Below are 17,716 nucleotides of genomic sequence, written 5' to 3'. Positions count from 1 at the left end.
GTTTCGATAGAGCGACCGCAGCGTTCCACACCAGCTGGGATGATCTACATTGGACAGATCCACGCGCTGGCCATGGCAAAACGCCGGAGGACTTGAGTCAGTTCTTGAGCGGGCGTCCAGTTACGTTGAGTGCCTCGCTGAGAATGCGAACGGCCTTCGGGCCGACTCCGTGCATTGCCAGCAGTTCGGCTTCAGTCAGTTCGGCGACCTGGGTAAGCGTGGTTATGCCGGCGCTGATGAGCGCCTGAGTGGCGGGTCTTCCGATGGCCTTTGGCAGGTCACCGACTTCACCGGGAGCCGCGGTGTCCCCGGCGGCTACCTGCTCTGCGAGCCGCTTCGGTGCGCGCGAGAGCCAGGCGCGACGTACCCAGTGGTTGAGCTGCTGACCGTTGATGTCACCGAGCGGGACACGTACGCCGATCAGCGTCGCGCCGCGGGTCAGCCGCTCAGCGGTCGGGTGCGCCGCAAGGACCTCGTCCGCCTCCGCCACGGGGAGGTGGAGCTGCACATAGTCGTCCTTGTCCATCGAGGCGAACCGTTTGTCGCGCACAGTGAATGCGACCATGCCGAAGCGGATGCTTTGCTCGGCGGTCTCGGGGAGGGAAAGCGCGGTCTTGCGAAGCTGGGCGAGGGTCGTCATGAGTCACCTTTGGAGATCGGCTCGATCAAGGCGGTCAGGGTTTCGATTGGCATTGAGCCGGGTTCGCGGCGTTCTCGGGCGAAGCGGTTGGCCTCGCGTTGGAGGACGATGTTGGTTGGGGTGGGGATGTTGTGGAGGCGGCCGAGGAGGGCGATTTCGCCGTTGATGAAGTCGGCTTCGATTGTGCCGCTGGATTTGGCGAGGCTCTGCCAGGATGAGCCGCCTGGGCGGGGGAAGCCGTCGATGGCCACCAGGTCGGCTCGGTTGCCGCGTTTGTCTTGTTCCTCTTGAGGGGTTGCGTAGCTGATGCCGGCCGCGTTCAGGGCTGCGCGGCCTTCGGCTACCGCTTGTGTCATCACTGGTTCGCGGCCGGGGCCGGGGCCGCACAGGGCTTCGATGGCGTTGCCGAGGTTGCCGAGGAGTTTGGCGTATTTCCAGCGCATGATGTCGGGGTCGGGCCAGCTGGTGAAGACGCTCTTGCTCAGGGCTTCTGCCACCTGTTCGGAGAATTCGTCCACACCCTGGGGATAACGTCCGAGGGGCAGCATGCCGGAGAGGGGTGCGCCGTACGCGGCTACGGTGCCCGGTTCCAGGTGGAGGGCGGGGAGCCAGACGAGCATGCCGTACGCGCGGGGGAAGTGGCGGAGTGCGGCGCGTTCGTTCTCGACGGCGTTCTGGGCGCAGATGATCGGCAGCCGCTCGGCGGCGGTGCCGCCGCCACGCACCGGCGCGCCTGCCCACAGGTCCAGCGCGGCCGTCGTGTCCTGCGTTTTCACAGAGAGGAGGAGTACGTCGTCGGGGGTCAGCTCGACGTCTTGGGGGCCTTGGGCGGCGGGGATGGGGAGAGTCGCGGAGCGGTCGGGGGTGACGAAACGGAGCCCGCCGTCGCGCAACGCGGCGTAGTGAGCGCCTCGGGCCACCAGCACGACGTCATGGCCGCTCTCGAACAGCCTGCCGCCGATGGTCCCGCCGATCGCCCCGGCCCCAATGATGATGTAACGCATGGATTCGATCCTTCCAGGTGCCCGCCGATCCGGAGGATCGGCCATCGGACACTGCTAGCCTCCGGAATCATGCTCTACGTGACGGCGATCGTGGCTCGCGCGGCTGGTTCCAGTGATGAGGAGGCAGTGCTTCTGCTGGAGACTCCGGATCCTCGTGGGCCTGTCATGATGCCGTCGCTCGCGATGGAACTCGGGCTGGATCCCGCGCCTGGGGCTGTGACGCAAGAACCCATTGGGTTCCGGGTGCAGATCGGTTACGAAGAGGTGGCAGTGGAGTTGCCGGATGGGCGGACGTTCCATCAACCTGTTGGCGGAGAGTGGATCCATACTGCTGGGGTACGGCGGAGAGTGCTGGTCGCGGTGGGTTACGAGGCGGGCGCGCTCGGCTCCGGACAGGTTGCGTACGCGCTCGTGCCCCTCTAGAAGTGGGCAATTTCGGTCTATCTAAATATGCTGGCGAACGGAAAACTTCGCCCTGCTTACGGAGAGGAACGGTATGTACAAGGAGTTCGCGGTCGAGGTCGTCATGTGGCTGATCCCCGTCGCCATCCTGCTGGGCATCGCGATCCTGGTCACCAAGACGGCCTGACCTACACCAACTCCAGCCGGTAGTCGCCCGACGGGCAGCCGGAGATCCGCCAGCCGCCGGGGACCCTACGGGAGGCGACGCTGGAGATGCCGGTGGACGCGATCGCGGGCCGTTCCGCCCCGGGAACCCAGACGTCCAGGTCGCAGCGGCCACTGCCGCCGGTTCCCGCCAGGCGCAGGCCGCGGCGTTCGGTGCCGGACCAGAGCGCGGTCAGTCGTCCCGGCGTGGCCCGGGGATAGGCCCGGGACAGCACGGCGGGTCTGTAGCCGACCCGGAAAGCGCCTCCGACCAGGCCTTCGTCCTCCGCGGAGGCGTAGCCGCTCGGCTCGCTCGACCACTCGCCGATCCACAGGGCGGCGTCGTACCGCGAGGCCATGCGCGCGGCCTGGGCGAGTCCCCGCCGGGCCGAGACCAGGGTGGAGCGCGCGGGCGGGTGGGGCGCGAACACCAGGTTCGGATCGGCGCTGAAGCCGGGGGGCGGGGCGGCGTCGAAGCCCAGTTCGGCCCAGAGCACGCTGGGCTGGAAGAAGATCAGATGGGCGAAGCCGCGGGCCGCGCGCTCGGCGGCCCTGATCGCCGTGATGGCCTCGGCGTAGTCCCGGCCGAGCAGCAATGACGAGGTGAGCGGGGGTTGTTCCCCGGTGGCCGGTTCGTCCATCAGGTCGAACCCGGCCACGGCCGACGCGCTCGCGAACTCGGCGGCCAGCCGTCCCCAGGTCGCGTACAGGCCGGTGGGGGCGCGGTCCTGGCGCAGGTTGAGCACGGTGTAGAGGTCGTGCGCCTCGGCCCAGCCGACCGCCTCCCTGATCCTGGCCAGGTAGCTGGTGTCCCAGACGCCGGGGGTGGGTTCCAGCCGCGACCAGGAGATGCCCAGGCGGGCGACGTTGGCGCCCTGCTCGGCGAGGCCCCGGAAGTCGTCCCTGGTCAGCGGGAGCTCCACGTTGGCGCCGCGCAGCAGGACCTGGCGGCCCTGGCCGTCCACGATCGCGGGCGCGGACACCGATAGCCGGGGGAGTTCGTCCGCCGTGGTGGTGGCCGCGACGGGGAGCGGCGGCGGCAGCGGGTCGACCGTGAGCAGGCTGAGCAGGGCCATCGTGGCGACGGCTGGTTTGATCATCCGGGGGGCGCGCAGGGACGCGGGAAGGGTGATCAGGGCGCTGGCGGCGACCAGGCCGATCGTCGCGCCGTACGAGACGCCGAGGGAGAGCCGGAGCAGGGTCGCGGGGATCGCCCACAGGTCGGAGCCCAGAGCGTCGACCGGGTCCGAGGCGAACAGGGCGAGCAGGCTCTGGGCCGCGCCCAGGCCGAGGCCGCCGCAGACGCAGGCCAGCCAGCCGCCGACGAACGTCGACAACCGGCTCGGGCCTCGGGCCAGCCGGGGGGCGGCCACGTGCACGATCGCCAGGAACACGCCCAGGCCGGCCAGCCCGCCGACGACTCCGGCCTCGGCGGTGGGGGCGATGAACCACCAGCCGTCGCCGAAGGCGTACCCGAGGGGGGAGTGGGTCCACCAGGCGCGGCTGAGCAGCAGCAGGCCGCCGACCCCGGCGAACGCGGCCATGACCGTCAGTTCGGGCACCGGCCTGGCGGACGGGCCGGGCTTCTCGCGGCGCAGGATCAGCCACGCGGGGATGGCGGCGGGCCAGCCGAACACGCCCGCGTAGATCCCGGTGAACCCCGTCGACCAGGCCACGAACCGGACGGTCGACCAGGCGGGCACCGTGCCGATCACGCTCACCAGCGAAGCAGCGAACCGGGCGACCATCGCCGATAACACCAGAACACCCAATGTCACGAAAAATCCGGACCTGCGGCGTTGTAGGAGGATGGTGCATCCTGCCGCGAATCCGGCCAGCCATAAGGGCAGGTAGATAAGCATGGACCCTAGCCGGTAGCTGCCCGGATAGGAGGACAGGCCCACCACTTTGGAAGGGTCCAGAGCCACCCCGGCCAGCAGCAGCAACGCCAGCACGATCGTTCCCGCGCGGGCGGCGCGAAAGGTGGGGGTCGTCCTCATGGTGCTCCCGTAACGCGAGAATTCTTCATATTTATTGGCTGACGCGTTTCACCGGCAAGCCCCGAGAAGATCCAACCAGCCTGCTGGCCTTTCGCCTAGGCCGTTCCCGCAGGTAACCCCAGTCACTTACCGCCCAATACCCTCCAATTCGGACCGATCCATGTATTTCGGTCATGTGCCTACAAAAGTGTCACTGTGGTGCAATATTGATCGACTGGAATTGATCATGTGATACTGCGCCAGTGATGTCGCTTGGGGCTAAAACCATCACATGGGCGACATCGGTCATGTGATCAGGCGCGAACTGGAGGTAACCGACGAGCTACTGAGCGTCGATTCCTATTCGAATACCGACCATTTCGGTCGAGGTCCGGGTGCCCAATCGGCAACCCGTGTGCCTTGGACCGTTTCACGCACCCATCCGCCATGAGTGCCGTTCGTGCTGCGCAAAAATCGCACCAGTGGGAGACACCCGCGATGTCGATCACCAATCCAGTCGGAACCAGACAGGCCGCAACGCTTCCCCTCCGCCACGTCCTGCCCCGGCTCCTGCGTGACCCCGTCAACGCGCTCGCCGACTTCGGCCGGGCCGCCGGCGGCGAACTCGTCCGGATCAACCTCGGCCCGATCCGGCCGTACCTGGTCAGCCACCCCGACCACGTCCAGCACGTGTTACGCGGGAACTGGACCAACTACGTGAGAGACGGTATGTTCTGGAAGCCGCTGTCCCGGCTGTCCGGGGACAGCATCATCAGCGACGGGCCCGGCTGGGAGTCCAGCAGGAAGATCCTTCAGCCGCTGTTCACCGCACGGTATGTGGACTCGCTTGCCGCCGAGATGGCCGAGTCCATCGAGGAGGGCATCGACGCTCTCGACCGGCACACCGCACAGGTGATCGACGTGGCCGAGGAGATGGCCCGCATCGTCAACCAGGCCGTGATCCGGGTGCTGTTCGGGAACCGGGTGTCACCGGAGAAAGCCGAACGCCTCGCCCCCGCGTACGCGACCGCGGCTTCGTCCTTCGCATTCCGGATCTTCCTGCCGTTCGTGCCCGACCGGGTTCCGCTGCCTGGCGACCGGGCCTTCTGGGACGCGGCGAAGACGATCGACGACGTGGTGTATCCGCTGGTCCGCCAGGCCCGGCTGGAGGAGAACGACGGGCGCGACATCATCTCCGCGCTGAGCCGGGCGCGCTCCCGGGACGAGAGCGGCAACCGCCAGATGCGCGACGATCTGGTCAGCATCTACGGTGCCGCTGCCGAGACGACGGCGATGGCCCTGACCTGGCTCTGGCCGCTCCTGGACGCACACCCGCAGGTGGCGGAACGCTTGTACGCGGAGATCGACCAGGTGGTCGGGACCGGCCCGGTGACTCCCGACCATCTCCTGGAACTGCGCTACCTGAAGATGGTCCTGCAGGAACTCCTGCGCCTCTACCCATCTGGCTGGCTGTTCCCCCGGGTCGCCGCCGCCGATGATGAAATCGCCGGAATTCCGATCAAGGCCGGTTCCGACCTCCTCATCAGCCCGTACGTCACGCACCGCCTGGACGAGTTCTGGGAGCGCCCGCTGGAGTTCGACCCCGAGCGTTTCTCGCCGGACGTCGCCGAGCGCCGCCATCGCTATGCCTACTTCCCGTTCGGCGGCGGCCCGCACGTCTGTCTGGGCCTGCACTTGTTCTACGTCGAAGCCCCGCTGCTCCTGGCCACCCTGCTGAGCAGATTCCGCCCCCGGCTGGTGGACCCCGGCCCATACCAGCCGTTCCCCGCCGGATCCGTCCGGCCTCGCCGGAAGGTCGAGATGACCCTGCACCGGCGAGAGGGGCGCTGAGTGGATCTCCTGGCGTCCGCCGCCGAGCAGGGCAGGATCTGCGCCCTGGCCGCGACCGGTCAGCGCTACCTGATGGAATGCGCGGCCACCCAGCCCGACCTTTTCCCACCCAAACCCTTCGCCCCCGGCCTGTTCAGCTCCCTCGCCCTGGCCAACTCCTTCAGCTCCCCGGACGCGACCGCCGAGGACCTGCGCGTCCTGCTCCGCACCGCGCTCTGGGTGTTCGCCGCCGACTGGCAGATGGACTACGTGGCCAGCACCCCCGGCCAGGTCGACGAGCTGGTACGGACCTGCGTGCGCGTCGCCGAAGGCGGCGACCCGGCGACTCCGCTCACCACCTTCCTTCAGGGCATCCGCGACGACCTGGCCGAACGACCCGCCTACGAGGAACTCCAGCGCCGCTGGCGGGACGTGCTCCGCCGGTTCGTCGCCGCGATGGCCAGGGAATGGCACTGGCGGGCCGCCGGTGACAAGCCCGCCCTGGGCGAATATCTGGCCAACGCGGCCAGCGCCGCCTCGTCCTTCGTCAACCTCACGCACTGGATCGCCCTCGGCGACCCTGCCACTCTGCGCCACCTGGACCAGTTGATGGACATCGGCGACGAGGTCCAGCGGGTGCTCCGGCTCCTCAACGATCTGGCCGGTTACGAGCGCGACCAGGAGTGGGGCGACCTCAACGCGCTGCTGCTGGGCGCCACCCGGGCGGAGGTCACCGACCTGATCATGAACTCGGTCGACGTCTGCCGCAAACGCCTGGATCCACTCCGGGGCCGATGCCCGGGTGCGGTCGCCTATCTGGAGCGGCAGATCGGATTCAGCACGGGCTTCTACGGCCACGGCGACTACTGGGGTGAGCTGTGACGACGACGATGTCCGGTGCGGAATTGACCGAGGCCGGTAATGAACTGCTGTCCGGGCTGATGCTCAAACCGTGGGGGCAGGTCTCGCCCTCCGCGTACGAGACCGGACGGCTGGTCAGCCAGGCCCCCTGGCTGGTCGGGCACGCTGAGCGAATCGCCTTCCTGGTGGCGGGCCAGCAGTCGGACGGCGGCTGGGGCGCGCCCGACGGCTACGGCCTGGTGCCCACGCTAAGCGCCACCGAGGCGTTGCTGTCCGTCCTGCGGCGTGGGGATCACGTGCGGGATACCGAGCGGGTCGGCTTGGTGGCCGAACGCGGGCTCGCGGCATTGCTGGCCTGGCAGCGCGACGATGGGCCGTTGCCGGACATGCCGGCCATCGAACTGGTGGTGCCGTCGCTGGTCGCGCTCATCAACCGGCACCTGGGCGGTGATCCGCTCCGGCTGCCGTCCGGGATGTCGGACGCCAAGCTGGCCGTGATCAGATCCAGGCTCGACTCCGGCGGCGCGGTTCCCGAGAAGCTGGTGCACGCCCTGGAGGTCGCGGGCGACGCGGCCCGCGGCGTGTCCGCCGTCCGGCCCACCCTCGCCGGGATCGTCGGCGCATCCCCGGCCGCCGCCGCCGCCTGGCTCGGCGACCCGAAGGGCCCCAGCTCGGTCCGCCGCCACTTGGAGGCGGTGGTCCGCGCGCATGGCGGCCCCGTCCCCGTGGGCTACCCGATCACCGTGTTCGAGCGCGGCTGGGTGCTCAGCTGGCTGGCCCGCACCGGTGTGTCCGTGGACGTCCCTCCGGAGATGGTCGCCGACCTGCGACTGGCGATCGGCCCGTCCGGCACCCCCGCCGGGCCGGGATTGCCCGCCGACGCCGACACCACCTCGGTCGCGCTGTACGCGCTGGCACTGCTCGGTGCCCCCTGCCCGCCCGACAGCCTGGCTGCCTATGAAACAGATTCGCATTTCTGTACCTGGCCGGGAGAAGAGGGCTCCTCGGTCAGCGTGAACGCGCACGTACTCGATGCGTATGGCCAGTACGCCAGGGAAAATCCGAACGCCGCCGGACGATATGCGGCTGTCATCGGTAAAGTCTCGCACTGGCTGTGCGCGCACCAGAACCCCGACGGGAATTGGCACGATCGCTGGCACGCGTCGCCTTTCTATGCCACCGCGAGCTGCGTGCTCGCCCTGCACGAGTTCGGCGGCGGAGCCGCCCGCAAGGCCACCGCCAGGGCCGTCCGCTGGGTCCGCGCCACCCAGCGCGCCAACGGTTCCTGGGGCCGCTGGACCGGGACTGCGGAAGAGACCGCGTACGCGATCCAGATCCTGCTCACTCGCGAGAACACCGACTGGGACGCCGTTCTGCGCGGCCACGCCTTCCTGCTGGCGGCCGAAGCGAAGGCGGACCACCCGCCGCTCTGGCATGACAAGGACCTGTATCTGCCGGTCTCCATCGTGCGCGCTGTGATCTTGGCAACCCGGCAGGCCGTACGGACCCGATTGGCTGGTGCACCGCCGCCAGGTCGGTTACCATCACAGGTCTGTACCGCTTAAACCGCGATAAACAGGACGTTTAACGAAAAGTAGGACATCTAGTCGGTTGTATAGTCCTGCGGCTTGAGTGTGTTTCGTAGCATTGCTAGGGTTTTCCGACGTGTGGTGCAGGGATATCGGCCACTCCTTTCGCTGAGGCCCTGAGTGGTTAGCAATAGTTAATCGCAAGGAAACACGCCGCAGCTTTCTCTGGCTTTATCAGGGATGGTGTCATGCGTTTCCGTAACTCACGCGTGCGGACCAAGGTCACAGCGCTGCTCCTCTCGTTGGCCGCGCTGTGGGTGTTCGCTGCCTGGGTGACCCTCCGCGAGGGTGTCAACCTGCTCTGGGTCAGCACGCTCGACTCGGGCATCGTGCAGCCGAGCGAGCCACTGCTCGTCGAACTCCAGCACGAGCGGCGGCTGACGCTGGTCAACCTGGGCGCGCCCAGCAACGCCAGTCGTAAAGAACTGGAGGCGCAGCGGGGCCGTACCGACACGGTCATCCGGGCCTTCAAGGAGCTCAGCGCCGACGGCGGCGTGAGCACCGCGGCCAGCCCGATCCTGCGCACCCGCCTGGCCGACACGGTCAAGGGCCTCGACGGCCTCGCCGCGGCCAGGGACACCATAGACAAGAGCCGGATCGACCGGCTGCGCGCTGCCGACGTCTACTCCGACCTCACCAACTCGATCTACCGCATGTACGTCTCACTGGCCGGCCTCGACGACGAAGAGGTCTCCAAGGACGCCCGCACCCTGGTCGAGCTGACCCGGGCCAGAGAGATCGTCGCCCAGGAGGACGCGCTCCTGTCCGGCGCGCTTGCCGCCGGCCGCCTCACCGCAGCGGAACACTCCCAGTTCGCCCAGCTCGTCGGCGCCCAACGGGCTCAGACCGATGATGCGGTGGCCGAACTGCCCAAGGCCGACAAGGACGCCTACCAGGAGTTGGCCGTCACCCCCGACTTCGTCCGGATGCGGGTCATGGAGGACACCGTCATCGAGAGCGGTCGAACCGACATGGGCCTGGTGCTCACCTCGGGCCAGTGGCGGGCCGTCGCCGACGCTGTGCTCGGTGCCCGCCAGCAAGCCGTCGAGGACGCCGGCAAGAACCTGCTCGACCGGGCCGCGGGCGTGGCCATCGGTGTCCTCGTACGGCTGGCGCTGGCCGGTGGTCTCGGCCTGCTCGCCGTCATCGCCTCTATCGTGCTGTCCATCACGACCGCGCGGGCGCTCTTCCAGCAGCTGGAGAAGCTGCGCACGGCGGCCCTCGAACTCGCCAACGAGCGCCTGCCCAGCATCGTCAACCGGCTCGCGCACGGCGAGAAGGTGGACGTCGCCAGCGAGGCGCCGCCGCTGGAGTTCGGCGACGACGTCATCGGCCAGGTCGGCCACGCGTTCAACGCGGTGCAGGAGACGGCCATCAAAACCGCCGTCGACGAAGCCGAACTGCGGCAGAGCATCCGCGACATTCTGCTCAGCCTGGCTCGCCGTACCCAGGGTCTGGTGCACCGCCAGCTCACCCTGCTGGACGTGATGGAGCGCCGGGAGAGCGAGCCGGAGGAGCTCAACGACCTGTTCCGGGTCGACCACCTGGCCACCCGCATGCGCCGCAACGCGGAGAACCTGATCGTCCTCTCCGGCGCGAGCCCCGCCCGTGCCTGGCGCAACCCCGTCCCCATGGTGGACGTGGTGCGCGGCGCGCTCGGCGAGGTCGAGGACTTCACCCGGGTCACCATCATGCCGATGGGCCAGGTCGAGCTGACCGGCCGGGCCGTCGGCGACGTCATCCACCTGCTGGCTGAGCTGGTCGAGAACGCGGTCTCGTTCTCGCCGCCGTACACGGTGGTGCAGGTGGCCGGGCAGATGGTGGCCAACGGGTACGCGCTGGAGGTGGAGGACCGGGGTCTGGGCATGTCCGCCGAGGACCTGGCCGCGGCCAACCAGCGCATCCTGGAGCCGCCGGAGTTCAACCTGTCCAGCACCGCCCGGCTCGGCCTGTTCGTGGTCAGCCGCCTGGCCGAGCGCCACGGCATCCGGGTCCAGCTCAAGGCCTCCCCGTACGGCGGGACCACCGCGGTGGTGCTGCTGCCGCGCGAGCTGGTCGTGGAGGACGAACTCGTGATGATGAGCTCGGGCCTGGTGGACGCCGATCCGCTGGGCGCGCCCGAGCTGCCGAGGATGGCCGTGGTCGCCCAGCACGGACGGCCCACCGACCCGCTCGACCGGGCGCCGGAACCGCCCCGGCAGCAGCCGCTCGCGGCCCCGGTGGCGACACCGGTCACCCCGATCGGGGAGCGTCGCCGCCCCGAGCTCGTGCCGGACACTCCCGACATCCCGCGTGTCCCGGAGGCTCCCGTGCCTGAGTCGTTCACCCCGTCCGGGCTCCCCTTCCGGGTGCCCCAGGCGAGCATCGCCCCGTCCCTGCGGGACCGGCCGGTCGAGGATCTGCCTGAGGATGAGGACGATGATCGTTCTCCCGAGGATATTCGTAAGATCATGGGGTCGTACCAGTCTGGTACCCAACGTGGAAGGTCCGAGGCCGCGCGGCTGCTCGGACAACAAAAGAACGATGAGGACTACCGATGATGACCGCATCCGCTGACCTGGCCTGGCTATTGGACGATCTTGTCGGGCGGGTCCGCGAGGCTCGGCACTGCATCGTTCTCTCCACCGACGGCCTGCTCATGGCATCCTCCCGCGGCCTGGCCGTGGACGACGCCGAGCACCTGTCCGCGGTCGCGGCGGGCGTGCAGAGCCTGGCCCGCGGCATCAGCGAAAGGTTCGAAGGCGGCACGGTCCGGCAGACGATCATCGAGATGAAGTCCGCCTACCTGCTCGTCACGGTCGCCGGCCAGGGCGCCTGCCTGGCCGTGTTCTGCGAGGAATCGGCCGACATCGGCCTGGTCGCGTACGAGATGGCCATGCTGGTCACCCGCGTCGGCCAGTACCTCACCTCGCCCGCACGGACCGTAGCCTCTTCTACCAGGAGCGACCCGTGAATCCTGATGACGCCCTCTATGACGAGCAGGTGGTCCGGCCGTACGTGATGACGCGCGGCCGCACCGAGGCGCGGGCCAAGCTGGACCTCATCTCGCTGGCCGTGACCATCCGCCCGGCCACCGGGGTCGAGATGGGCCTCGATCCGGAACATCTGAAGATCGTCCGGCTGTGCAAGCGGCCGCTCTCGGTGGCGGAGATCGCGGCCCACCTGGACCTGCCGGCCGGCACGGTTCGCGTGCTCCTCGGCGACCTGCTGGACCGGGGTTTCATCGCGGTCCAGGAACCGCAGCCCGAGGTGGACGTGCTCGACGAGAGAATGTATAGGGCGGTGCTCGATGGTCTCCGGGCCCTCTGACGGCAAGAAGAAGATGCCCGTCCCGATCAAGCTGCTGATCGCGGGCGGGTTCGGGGTGGGCAAGACCACCATGGTGGGCGCGGTCTCCGAGATCAAGCCTCTGCGCACCGAGGAGACCCTGACCGACCGCAGCGTGGGCGTCGACGACCTGTCCGGCGTGGAGTCCAAGAACACCACCACGGTCGCGATGGACTTCGGCCGGATCAGCATCGGCGACGACTTCGTCCTCTACCTGTTCGGCACCCCCGGCCAGGAACGTTTCTGGTTCGTCTGGGATGAGCTCGCCCGCGGTGCCCTGGGCGCGGTCGTGCTGGCCGACACCCGCCGCCTGGCCGACTGCTTCCCCTCGGTCGACTACTTCGAACGCCGCGGCACCCCGTTCATCGTCGCCGTCAACTGCTTCGACGACGCCCCCCGCTACGACCTGGACGAGGTCAAACTCGCCCTCAACCTGGGCCCCGACATCCCGGTCCTGCTCTGCGACGCCCGCCGCCGCGACTCCGGCAAGGAAGTCCTCATCGCCCTGGTCCAGCACGCCTACGGCCGCCGCCCGATGGCGAAGGTCTAGCGCTGCACCTCCAGGTAGTCGACGTTCGGGCCGCCGCTCGCGGTGGTGGCCGTGGCCCGGATGGTGGAAGTTCCGGCGGGTAGCGTCACCGTCAGAGTTCTGGTCTGCCAGGTGGTCCAGGCGCCGGTGCCCGTGAAGGCGAACTCGTCGGCGACCAAGGTGCCGTTGACGGTGATGTCCATGGGACGGTTGGCCATGGTGCCGTTGGCGTAGCGGAGGCGGAGGGTGGCCGTGCCCGCGGTGGGGGCGGTGACCGTCCACTGGACGCTGCTGCCCACGGCGCTGTCGTAGTTGACGAAGCCGGTGCCGGAGTAGCCGGCGTGGTTGGACTCGACGACGCCCTGGGTGATGGCGGCGTTCTCGGCTTCGTACCGGACGGTCGTGCCCGGCGCGGGCCAGGCGATCTGGGGAGAGCGGTAGAAGTCGATGCCCATGATCGTCCAGCGGGGGCCCTGCACGGCCAGGCGGGCGCGGAAGGCCGTCCAGTTGTGGGTGGACCACGGGGACCAGCCGAGTTCGGCGATGGCGGGCAGGCGGGGGAAGGCCATGAACTCGATGTGGTCCTCGGTGACGATCGTCTCGGTCCACATCGGGGCCTCGACGCCGAGGACGGCGGTGGCGGGCACGCCGCTGAGGTGGGTGCCGGGGTTCCACTCGTAGGCGGTCTGCACCTCGATGAGGCCCGCCCAGCTGAGCCCGATCGGGGTGGCGTTGGTGTATTTCATGTCGAGGTAGGCCTTGTTGGCCGGTGACATGACGACCTTCGCGCCGCGCGAGACGGCGGTGCTCACCAGCGTGTCGGACGTGGTGGTGCCCCAGTACTGCACGATCCGGTTCGCCGAATGTTGCACGGCCGAGGCGCCGATCTGGTGCCAGCCCATGACGGCCTTGTTCTTGCCGGTCACCAGCGGCTGCACCCGGTTCATGAACGTGGCGTACTGGGCGGCCGAGGTCGCGTCCGCCTCGTCGCCGCCGACGTGCAGGTACGGCCCGGGCGTCAGCGCCGCCAGTTCGGTCAGCACGTCGTTGACGAAGGTGTAGGTGATCTCCTTGGTCGTGCAGAGCGAGCTGAACCCGACTCCGGTTCCGGTGTAGAGCGCCGGGGCGACGCCGTTGCAGTTGAGGTCGGCGTAGGAGGCGAGCGCGGCGTTGGTGTGCCCCGGCATGTCGATCTCGGGCACGATCGTGATGTGCCGGGCCGCGGCGTACGCGACGATGTCCTGGAACTGCGCCTTCGTGTAGTAGCCGCCGGGGCCGCCGCCCACCTGGGTGCTGCCGCCGAAGGTGGCCAGCCGGGGCCAGGAGTCCACCACGATCCGCCAGCCCTGGTCGTCGGACAGGTGCAGGTGTAAGTAGTTGATCTTGTAGAGCGCGATCCGGTCGATGTGCTGCTTGATCGTGGCCACCGGGTGGAAGTGGCGGGCCACGTCGAGCATCGTGCCCCGGTAGGCGAACCGCGGGTAGTCCACGATCCTGCCCCCGGGAACCGTCCAGGGCCCTGGGCGCACGGTCGGGCTCTCGATCTCCGGCGGCAGCAGCTGCCGCAGCGTCTGGACCCCGTTGAACAGACCGGTCGCCGTCTGCGCCCGCAGCACCACGGCGGCGGCGGTCACGTCGAGCTGGTATCCCTGCGCGCCCACGCTCGGATCGGCGCCGCTGAGCAGCAGGGAGATGCCACTGGTGGGTTCGCCCGATCCGGCGCTCGCGATCGGCAGCGCGTACCCGGTCGAACGCCGCAGAATGCCCGCCAGATAATTCCCGACATCAGCCGATCCCGCCTGGGTGAAGATGCTGGCCCCCGACGGGAGTGTGTAGGTCGCCGCCGACGGCTGGATGGTCACCGGCACCGGTACGACATCCGCCATCGTCGCCGCCACCGCCGGAGCGGACGCGGGCACGATCACTGCGGTGCTCGCCAGAAGCACTGTCACGACAACACGCCCGAACCGGGTCACAAGCGCCTCCAGAGGTGTTAATTAGTAAGCCTTATTTACAGTTCAACACCCGTCAAGACCTGTTTCGAGTACGGGGGTACTCATGCCCCCAACCCCCGACTCGCAGTGCAATCGATCACATGCAAATCATTCGCGCGCAGCGCATCTTCGACGGTCACGACCTGATCCACTCGCGGGCGGTGGTCGTGGACGGCGGGCGGATCACCGCGCTCCTCGACGACGCCGAGAACGCCCTCGACCTGGGCGACGTGACCCTCCTGCCCGGCCTGATCGACACCCATGTGCACCTCGCCTTCGACGCCAGCCTCGACCCCATCGGCCACCTCGACGAGGACGGCCTCTACGAGCGCATGCACGCGGCCGCGCAACTGCACCTGGCCGCCGGGGTGACCACCATCCGCGACCTGGGCGACAAGGACTACCTGGCCATCAAGCTGGCCCAGGAGTTCACCGACGGCCCCGAGATCCTCTCGGCCGGAGCGCCCATCACCTCACCTCGGGGTCACTGCTGGTTCCTCGGCGGCGAGGCCGAAGGCGAGAAAGGCATCCGCGAAGCCGTACGGGAAAGGGCCGCGCGCGGCGCGAAAGCCGTCAAGATGATGGTGACCGGTGGCGAGATGACCCCCGGCACCCACTCCCACCTGCTGCAGTTCACCCCCGCCGAGATTCGCGCCGCCGCCGAGGAGGCGCACCTGCACGGCCTGCCCATCACCGGCCACGCGCACGCCTCCGTGGGCATCGCCGCCGCGCTCGACGCGGGATTCGACTCGATCGAACATGTCTCCTTCCTGACCGAGGACGGCGTGAGCCCCGACCACGAGCTGATCGCGCGGCTGGCTGAAAGCGGGATCTTCGCCTCGCTGACGGTCGGCGTGCTGCCTGGCTTCAACCCACCGCCCGTGATCGCCCGCCGCCTTCCCGGGCTGGCCGAGGGCATGCGCCTGCTGCACGCGGCCGGGGTCCAGATCATCGGCGGCAGCGACGCGGGCATCGGCCCGCCCAAGCCGCACGGCATCCTCCCCTACGGCGGCGAGATGCTGGTCGACTTCGCCCGGTGCACCCCCACCGAGGTCCTCCGCTCGTTCACCAGCCTGGCCGCCCGCGCCTGCCGCGTCGACGACCGCAAGGGCAGGATCGCCCCCGGCTTCGACGCCGACCTGCTCGCGGTCGCGGGCGACCCCACGAAGGACCACCGCCTGCTCCAGCGCCCGGCGGCCGTCTTCCGCCGGGGAATCCGCACTTCCTGAGGAACCGGCCAAGTCGCGAGTGTCGAGATACTTACTTAGAGTAACGACTGTCTAGTATGCGGAACTGGTCCATCTGCTTCTTTCGGGGGAGGCCCAGTTGGCGCATGCCACCAAGCCGCACTACGTGTTCGACAACGACGGAGACCACTCGGCCGACCAGCACCGATGTCTGGCCGACCTGCTCGATCCGCTGACCTTCGAGCGTCTCGCCCGCACCGGGGTGACCGCGGGGTGGCGCTGCCTGGAGATCGGCGCGGGCGGCGGCAGCGTCGCCCGCTGGCTGGCCGAACGGGTCGCGCCCCAGGGCAGCGTGCTGGCCACGGACATCAAGCCGGGCCTCATCCCCGCCCATCCGGGCCTCACCGTCACCCGCCATGACATCGTCCACGATCCCCTGCCGGACGCGGGCTTCGACCTGGTGCACGCCCGGCTGGTGCTCAGCCACCTGCCGGACCGGCAGCACGTGCTGGCCCGCCTGCTGCGCGCGCTCCGCCCGGGCGGCTGGCTGCAGCTCGACGAGATCGACATCACCCACTGGCCCGCGCTGCTCACGCCGGACGAGCAGGCGCGGGAACTCTACGAGACCTACCTCACCACGCTGGCCACCGTGCTGGACGCGGTCGGGGCCGACCCGACCTGGGGCAGGTCGGCCGCCCAGGCGGTCGCCGAGGCGGGCTTCACCGCCGTGGACCCGGCCTGCAAGACCGAGGTGTGGGGTCCTGATTCGCCCGGTCTCGGCCTGCTGATCAGCAACAGCCACCACCTGGAGGCCCAGCTGCTGGCGGCGGGCATGACCCCCGCCCAGCTCACCGGCGTCCGGAAGCTCATGGCCGAGCCCGGCTTCCGCGCGGTCTCCTTCACCGTGCACAGCGTGCACGCGCGCCGCCCGGCGGGAGGTGCGGCCTGATGGAGCTGGTCCGCACCGTCAAGATCGACGATCCCGGCTCGTTACTGGAGGTCGCGCCGCACGCCGGAGCCACCTTATGGCTGCGCGGTGGCGACGGGGTGGTGGCCTGGGGAGAGGCAGCCCGGTTCGAGATCTCCGGTCCCGACCGCTTCGACCTGGCCCGCCGCTGGTGGCGGCGGTTCACGGCCGTCAGCCGGATCAGCGACGAGGTCGAGCGCCCGGGCTCGGGCCCGATCGTCTTCGGCAGCTTCACCTTCGACGACGGCCCGGGAAAATCCGTGCTGATCGTGCCCCGGGTGGTGGTCGGCCGCCGGGACGGGATCGCCTGGAAGACCACGGTCGGCGACCCCGAGGAGCCGCCGCGCGACCCCTGGGCTCCGCTGCCGCACGTCGACTGGCGCGCGGAACCGGGGGCCAGGGCCCGCTGGCACAGCGCGGTCACCCAGGCCGTCCAGGACATCAAGGCCGACCGGCTGGAGAAGGTGGTGCTGGCCAGGGACGTCCGCGGCCGCCTGGCCGGTCCCTTCGACCCGCGCTCCGCCGTCGCCCGCCTGACCGAACGTTTCCCTTCCTGCTGGTCCTTCGCGGTGGACGGCCTGGTCGGCGCGTCCCCCGAACTGCTGGCCTGCCGCGTCGGCCGCGACATCACCTCCCTGGTGCTGGCCGGTACGGCCTGGCCGGGCGGCGCCCACAACCTGGTCACGCCCAAGAACTCGGTGGAGCACTCGCTGGCCGCCGACTCGGCCATCGCCGTCCTGGAGGAGTACTGCGACACCCTGGACGTGCCCACCCCGCACGTGCTCCGGCTGGCCAACGTCACCCACCTGGCCACCATGATCACCGGCACGCTGAGCGGCGACACCGACGCACTCGCCCTCGCGGGGCGGCTGCATCCGACCGCCGCCGTGTGCGGCACGCCCACCCACCAGGCGCGGGAACTGCTGCGCTCCCTGGAGGGCCTGGACCGGGACCGGTACGCCGCCCCGGTCGGCTGGCAGGACTCCCGGGGCGACGGGGAGTGGTGCATCGCGCTGCGCTGCGCCCGGGTGAGCGGCCAGGAGCTGCGGTTGTTCGCCGGGTGCGGCATCGTCGCCGGTTCCAGTCCGGTCGCCGAGTGGCAGGAGACCGAGGCCAAGCTGGGCGCGGTCCGCGACATCTTCGGCGTCCGCGAGGCCGTGGGGAGCTTCTAGAGTGCAGGCAGGACGATATTGGGGAGTGGGA

At 69.2% G+C, this 17,716-nt stretch carries 15 protein-coding genes; 11 read left to right on the top strand and 4 right to left on the bottom strand.

Annotation, left to right across the window (positions count from 1 at the left end):
* Window positions 1–97: 97 nt before the first annotated feature.
* Both ABGB08_RS05810 and ABGB08_RS05805 read right to left on the bottom strand, forming a co-directional pair.
* Window positions 98–640 (bottom strand): hypothetical protein, encoded by a 543-nt coding sequence (locus ABGB08_RS05810; protein ID WP_347587056.1) that lies wholly within the window; start codon window positions 638–640, stop codon window positions 98–100.
* Window positions 637–1,644 (bottom strand): 2-dehydropantoate 2-reductase N-terminal domain-containing protein, encoded by a 1,008-nt coding sequence (locus ABGB08_RS05805; protein WP_347587054.1) that lies wholly within the window; start codon window positions 1,642–1,644, stop codon window positions 637–639. Before ABGB08_RS05805 ends, ABGB08_RS05810 begins: the two co-directional genes overlap by 4 nt.
* A gap of 69 nt (window positions 1,645–1,713) precedes the next feature.
* Between ABGB08_RS05805 and ABGB08_RS05800 the strand changes: the two genes are divergently transcribed.
* The gene (locus ABGB08_RS05800; protein ID WP_155358139.1) at window positions 1,714–2,067 is read left to right on the top strand and encodes a hypothetical protein; all 354 of its coding nucleotides are present in this window, start codon (window positions 1,714–1,716) and stop codon (window positions 2,065–2,067) included.
* Window positions 2,068–2,234: 167 nt separating this feature from the next.
* Here ABGB08_RS05800 and ABGB08_RS05795 read toward each other — a convergent pair whose 3' ends face one another.
* The gene (locus ABGB08_RS05795) at window positions 2,235–4,250 is read right to left on the bottom strand and encodes a cellulase family glycosylhydrolase (protein ID WP_347587052.1); all 2,016 of its coding nucleotides are present in this window, start codon (window positions 4,248–4,250) and stop codon (window positions 2,235–2,237) included.
* Window positions 4,251–4,727: 477 nt separating this feature from the next.
* On the opposite strand from ABGB08_RS05795, the gene ABGB08_RS05790 reads away from it, so the two are divergent.
* From ABGB08_RS05790 to ABGB08_RS05760, 7 genes are all read left to right on the top strand, one after another.
* The gene (locus ABGB08_RS05790) at window positions 4,728–6,080 is read left to right on the top strand and encodes a cytochrome P450 (RefSeq protein ID WP_347587050.1); all 1,353 of its coding nucleotides are present in this window, start codon (window positions 4,728–4,730) and stop codon (window positions 6,078–6,080) included.
* Window positions 6,081–6,941, top strand: a complete 861-nt coding sequence (locus ABGB08_RS05785) for a terpene synthase family protein (protein WP_347587048.1) — start codon at window positions 6,081–6,083, stop codon at window positions 6,939–6,941. It begins immediately after the preceding gene.
* Window positions 6,938–8,485 (top strand): prenyltransferase/squalene oxidase repeat-containing protein, encoded by a 1,548-nt coding sequence (locus tag ABGB08_RS05780; RefSeq protein ID WP_347587046.1) that lies wholly within the window; start codon window positions 6,938–6,940, stop codon window positions 8,483–8,485. Before ABGB08_RS05785 ends, ABGB08_RS05780 begins: the two co-directional genes overlap by 4 nt.
* 212 nt (window positions 8,486–8,697) lie before the next feature.
* On the top strand, window positions 8,698–11,049 hold the full coding sequence (locus ABGB08_RS05775) for a nitrate- and nitrite sensing domain-containing protein (RefSeq protein WP_347587044.1): 2,352 nt from the start codon (window positions 8,698–8,700) through the stop codon (window positions 11,047–11,049).
* Window positions 11,049–11,462: a roadblock/LC7 domain-containing protein gene (locus ABGB08_RS05770; protein ID WP_347587242.1), complete on the top strand. Its 414-nt coding sequence runs from the start codon at window positions 11,049–11,051 to the stop codon at window positions 11,460–11,462. Before ABGB08_RS05775 ends, ABGB08_RS05770 begins: the two co-directional genes overlap by 1 nt.
* Complete coding sequence (locus ABGB08_RS05765; RefSeq protein WP_246268861.1) at window positions 11,459–11,818, top strand: DUF742 domain-containing protein; 360 nt, start codon at window positions 11,459–11,461, stop codon at window positions 11,816–11,818. Before ABGB08_RS05770 ends, ABGB08_RS05765 begins: the two co-directional genes overlap by 4 nt.
* Complete coding sequence (locus ABGB08_RS05760; RefSeq protein ID WP_347587042.1) at window positions 11,799–12,386, top strand: ATP/GTP-binding protein; 588 nt, start codon at window positions 11,799–11,801, stop codon at window positions 12,384–12,386. Before ABGB08_RS05765 ends, ABGB08_RS05760 begins: the two co-directional genes overlap by 20 nt.
* Here ABGB08_RS05760 and ABGB08_RS05755 read toward each other — a convergent pair.
* Window positions 12,383–14,317, bottom strand: a complete 1,935-nt coding sequence (locus ABGB08_RS05755; RefSeq protein ID WP_347587040.1) for a family 20 glycosylhydrolase — start codon at window positions 14,315–14,317, stop codon at window positions 12,383–12,385. The genes ABGB08_RS05760 and ABGB08_RS05755 overlap by 4 nt on opposite strands.
* Window positions 14,318–14,460: 143 nt before the next feature.
* Between ABGB08_RS05755 and ABGB08_RS05750 the strand changes: the two genes are divergently transcribed.
* The 3 genes from ABGB08_RS05750 (at window position 14,461) to ABGB08_RS05740 (ending at window position 17,685) form a co-directional block, all read left to right on the top strand.
* The gene (locus ABGB08_RS05750; protein WP_347587038.1) at window positions 14,461–15,588 is read left to right on the top strand and encodes an amidohydrolase family protein; all 1,128 of its coding nucleotides are present in this window, start codon (window positions 14,461–14,463) and stop codon (window positions 15,586–15,588) included.
* A gap of 97 nt (window positions 15,589–15,685) precedes the next feature.
* Complete coding sequence (locus tag ABGB08_RS05745; protein WP_347587036.1) at window positions 15,686–16,495, top strand: methyltransferase; 810 nt, start codon at window positions 15,686–15,688, stop codon at window positions 16,493–16,495.
* On the top strand, window positions 16,495–17,685 hold the full coding sequence (locus tag ABGB08_RS05740) for an isochorismate synthase (RefSeq protein WP_347587034.1): 1,191 nt from the start codon (window positions 16,495–16,497) through the stop codon (window positions 17,683–17,685). The genes ABGB08_RS05745 and ABGB08_RS05740 overlap by 1 nt, the downstream gene beginning before the upstream one ends.
* The last annotated feature ends 31 nt before the right edge of the window (window positions 17,686–17,716 follow it).

This window comes from Acrocarpospora sp. B8E8 (assembly GCF_039871605.1).
Classification (GTDB): domain Bacteria; phylum Actinomycetota; class Actinomycetes; order Streptosporangiales; family Streptosporangiaceae; genus Acrocarpospora; species Acrocarpospora macrocephala.
Note: the sequence above shows the minus strand (reverse complement) of the source record. Positions and strands in the feature narration are given on the sequence as shown.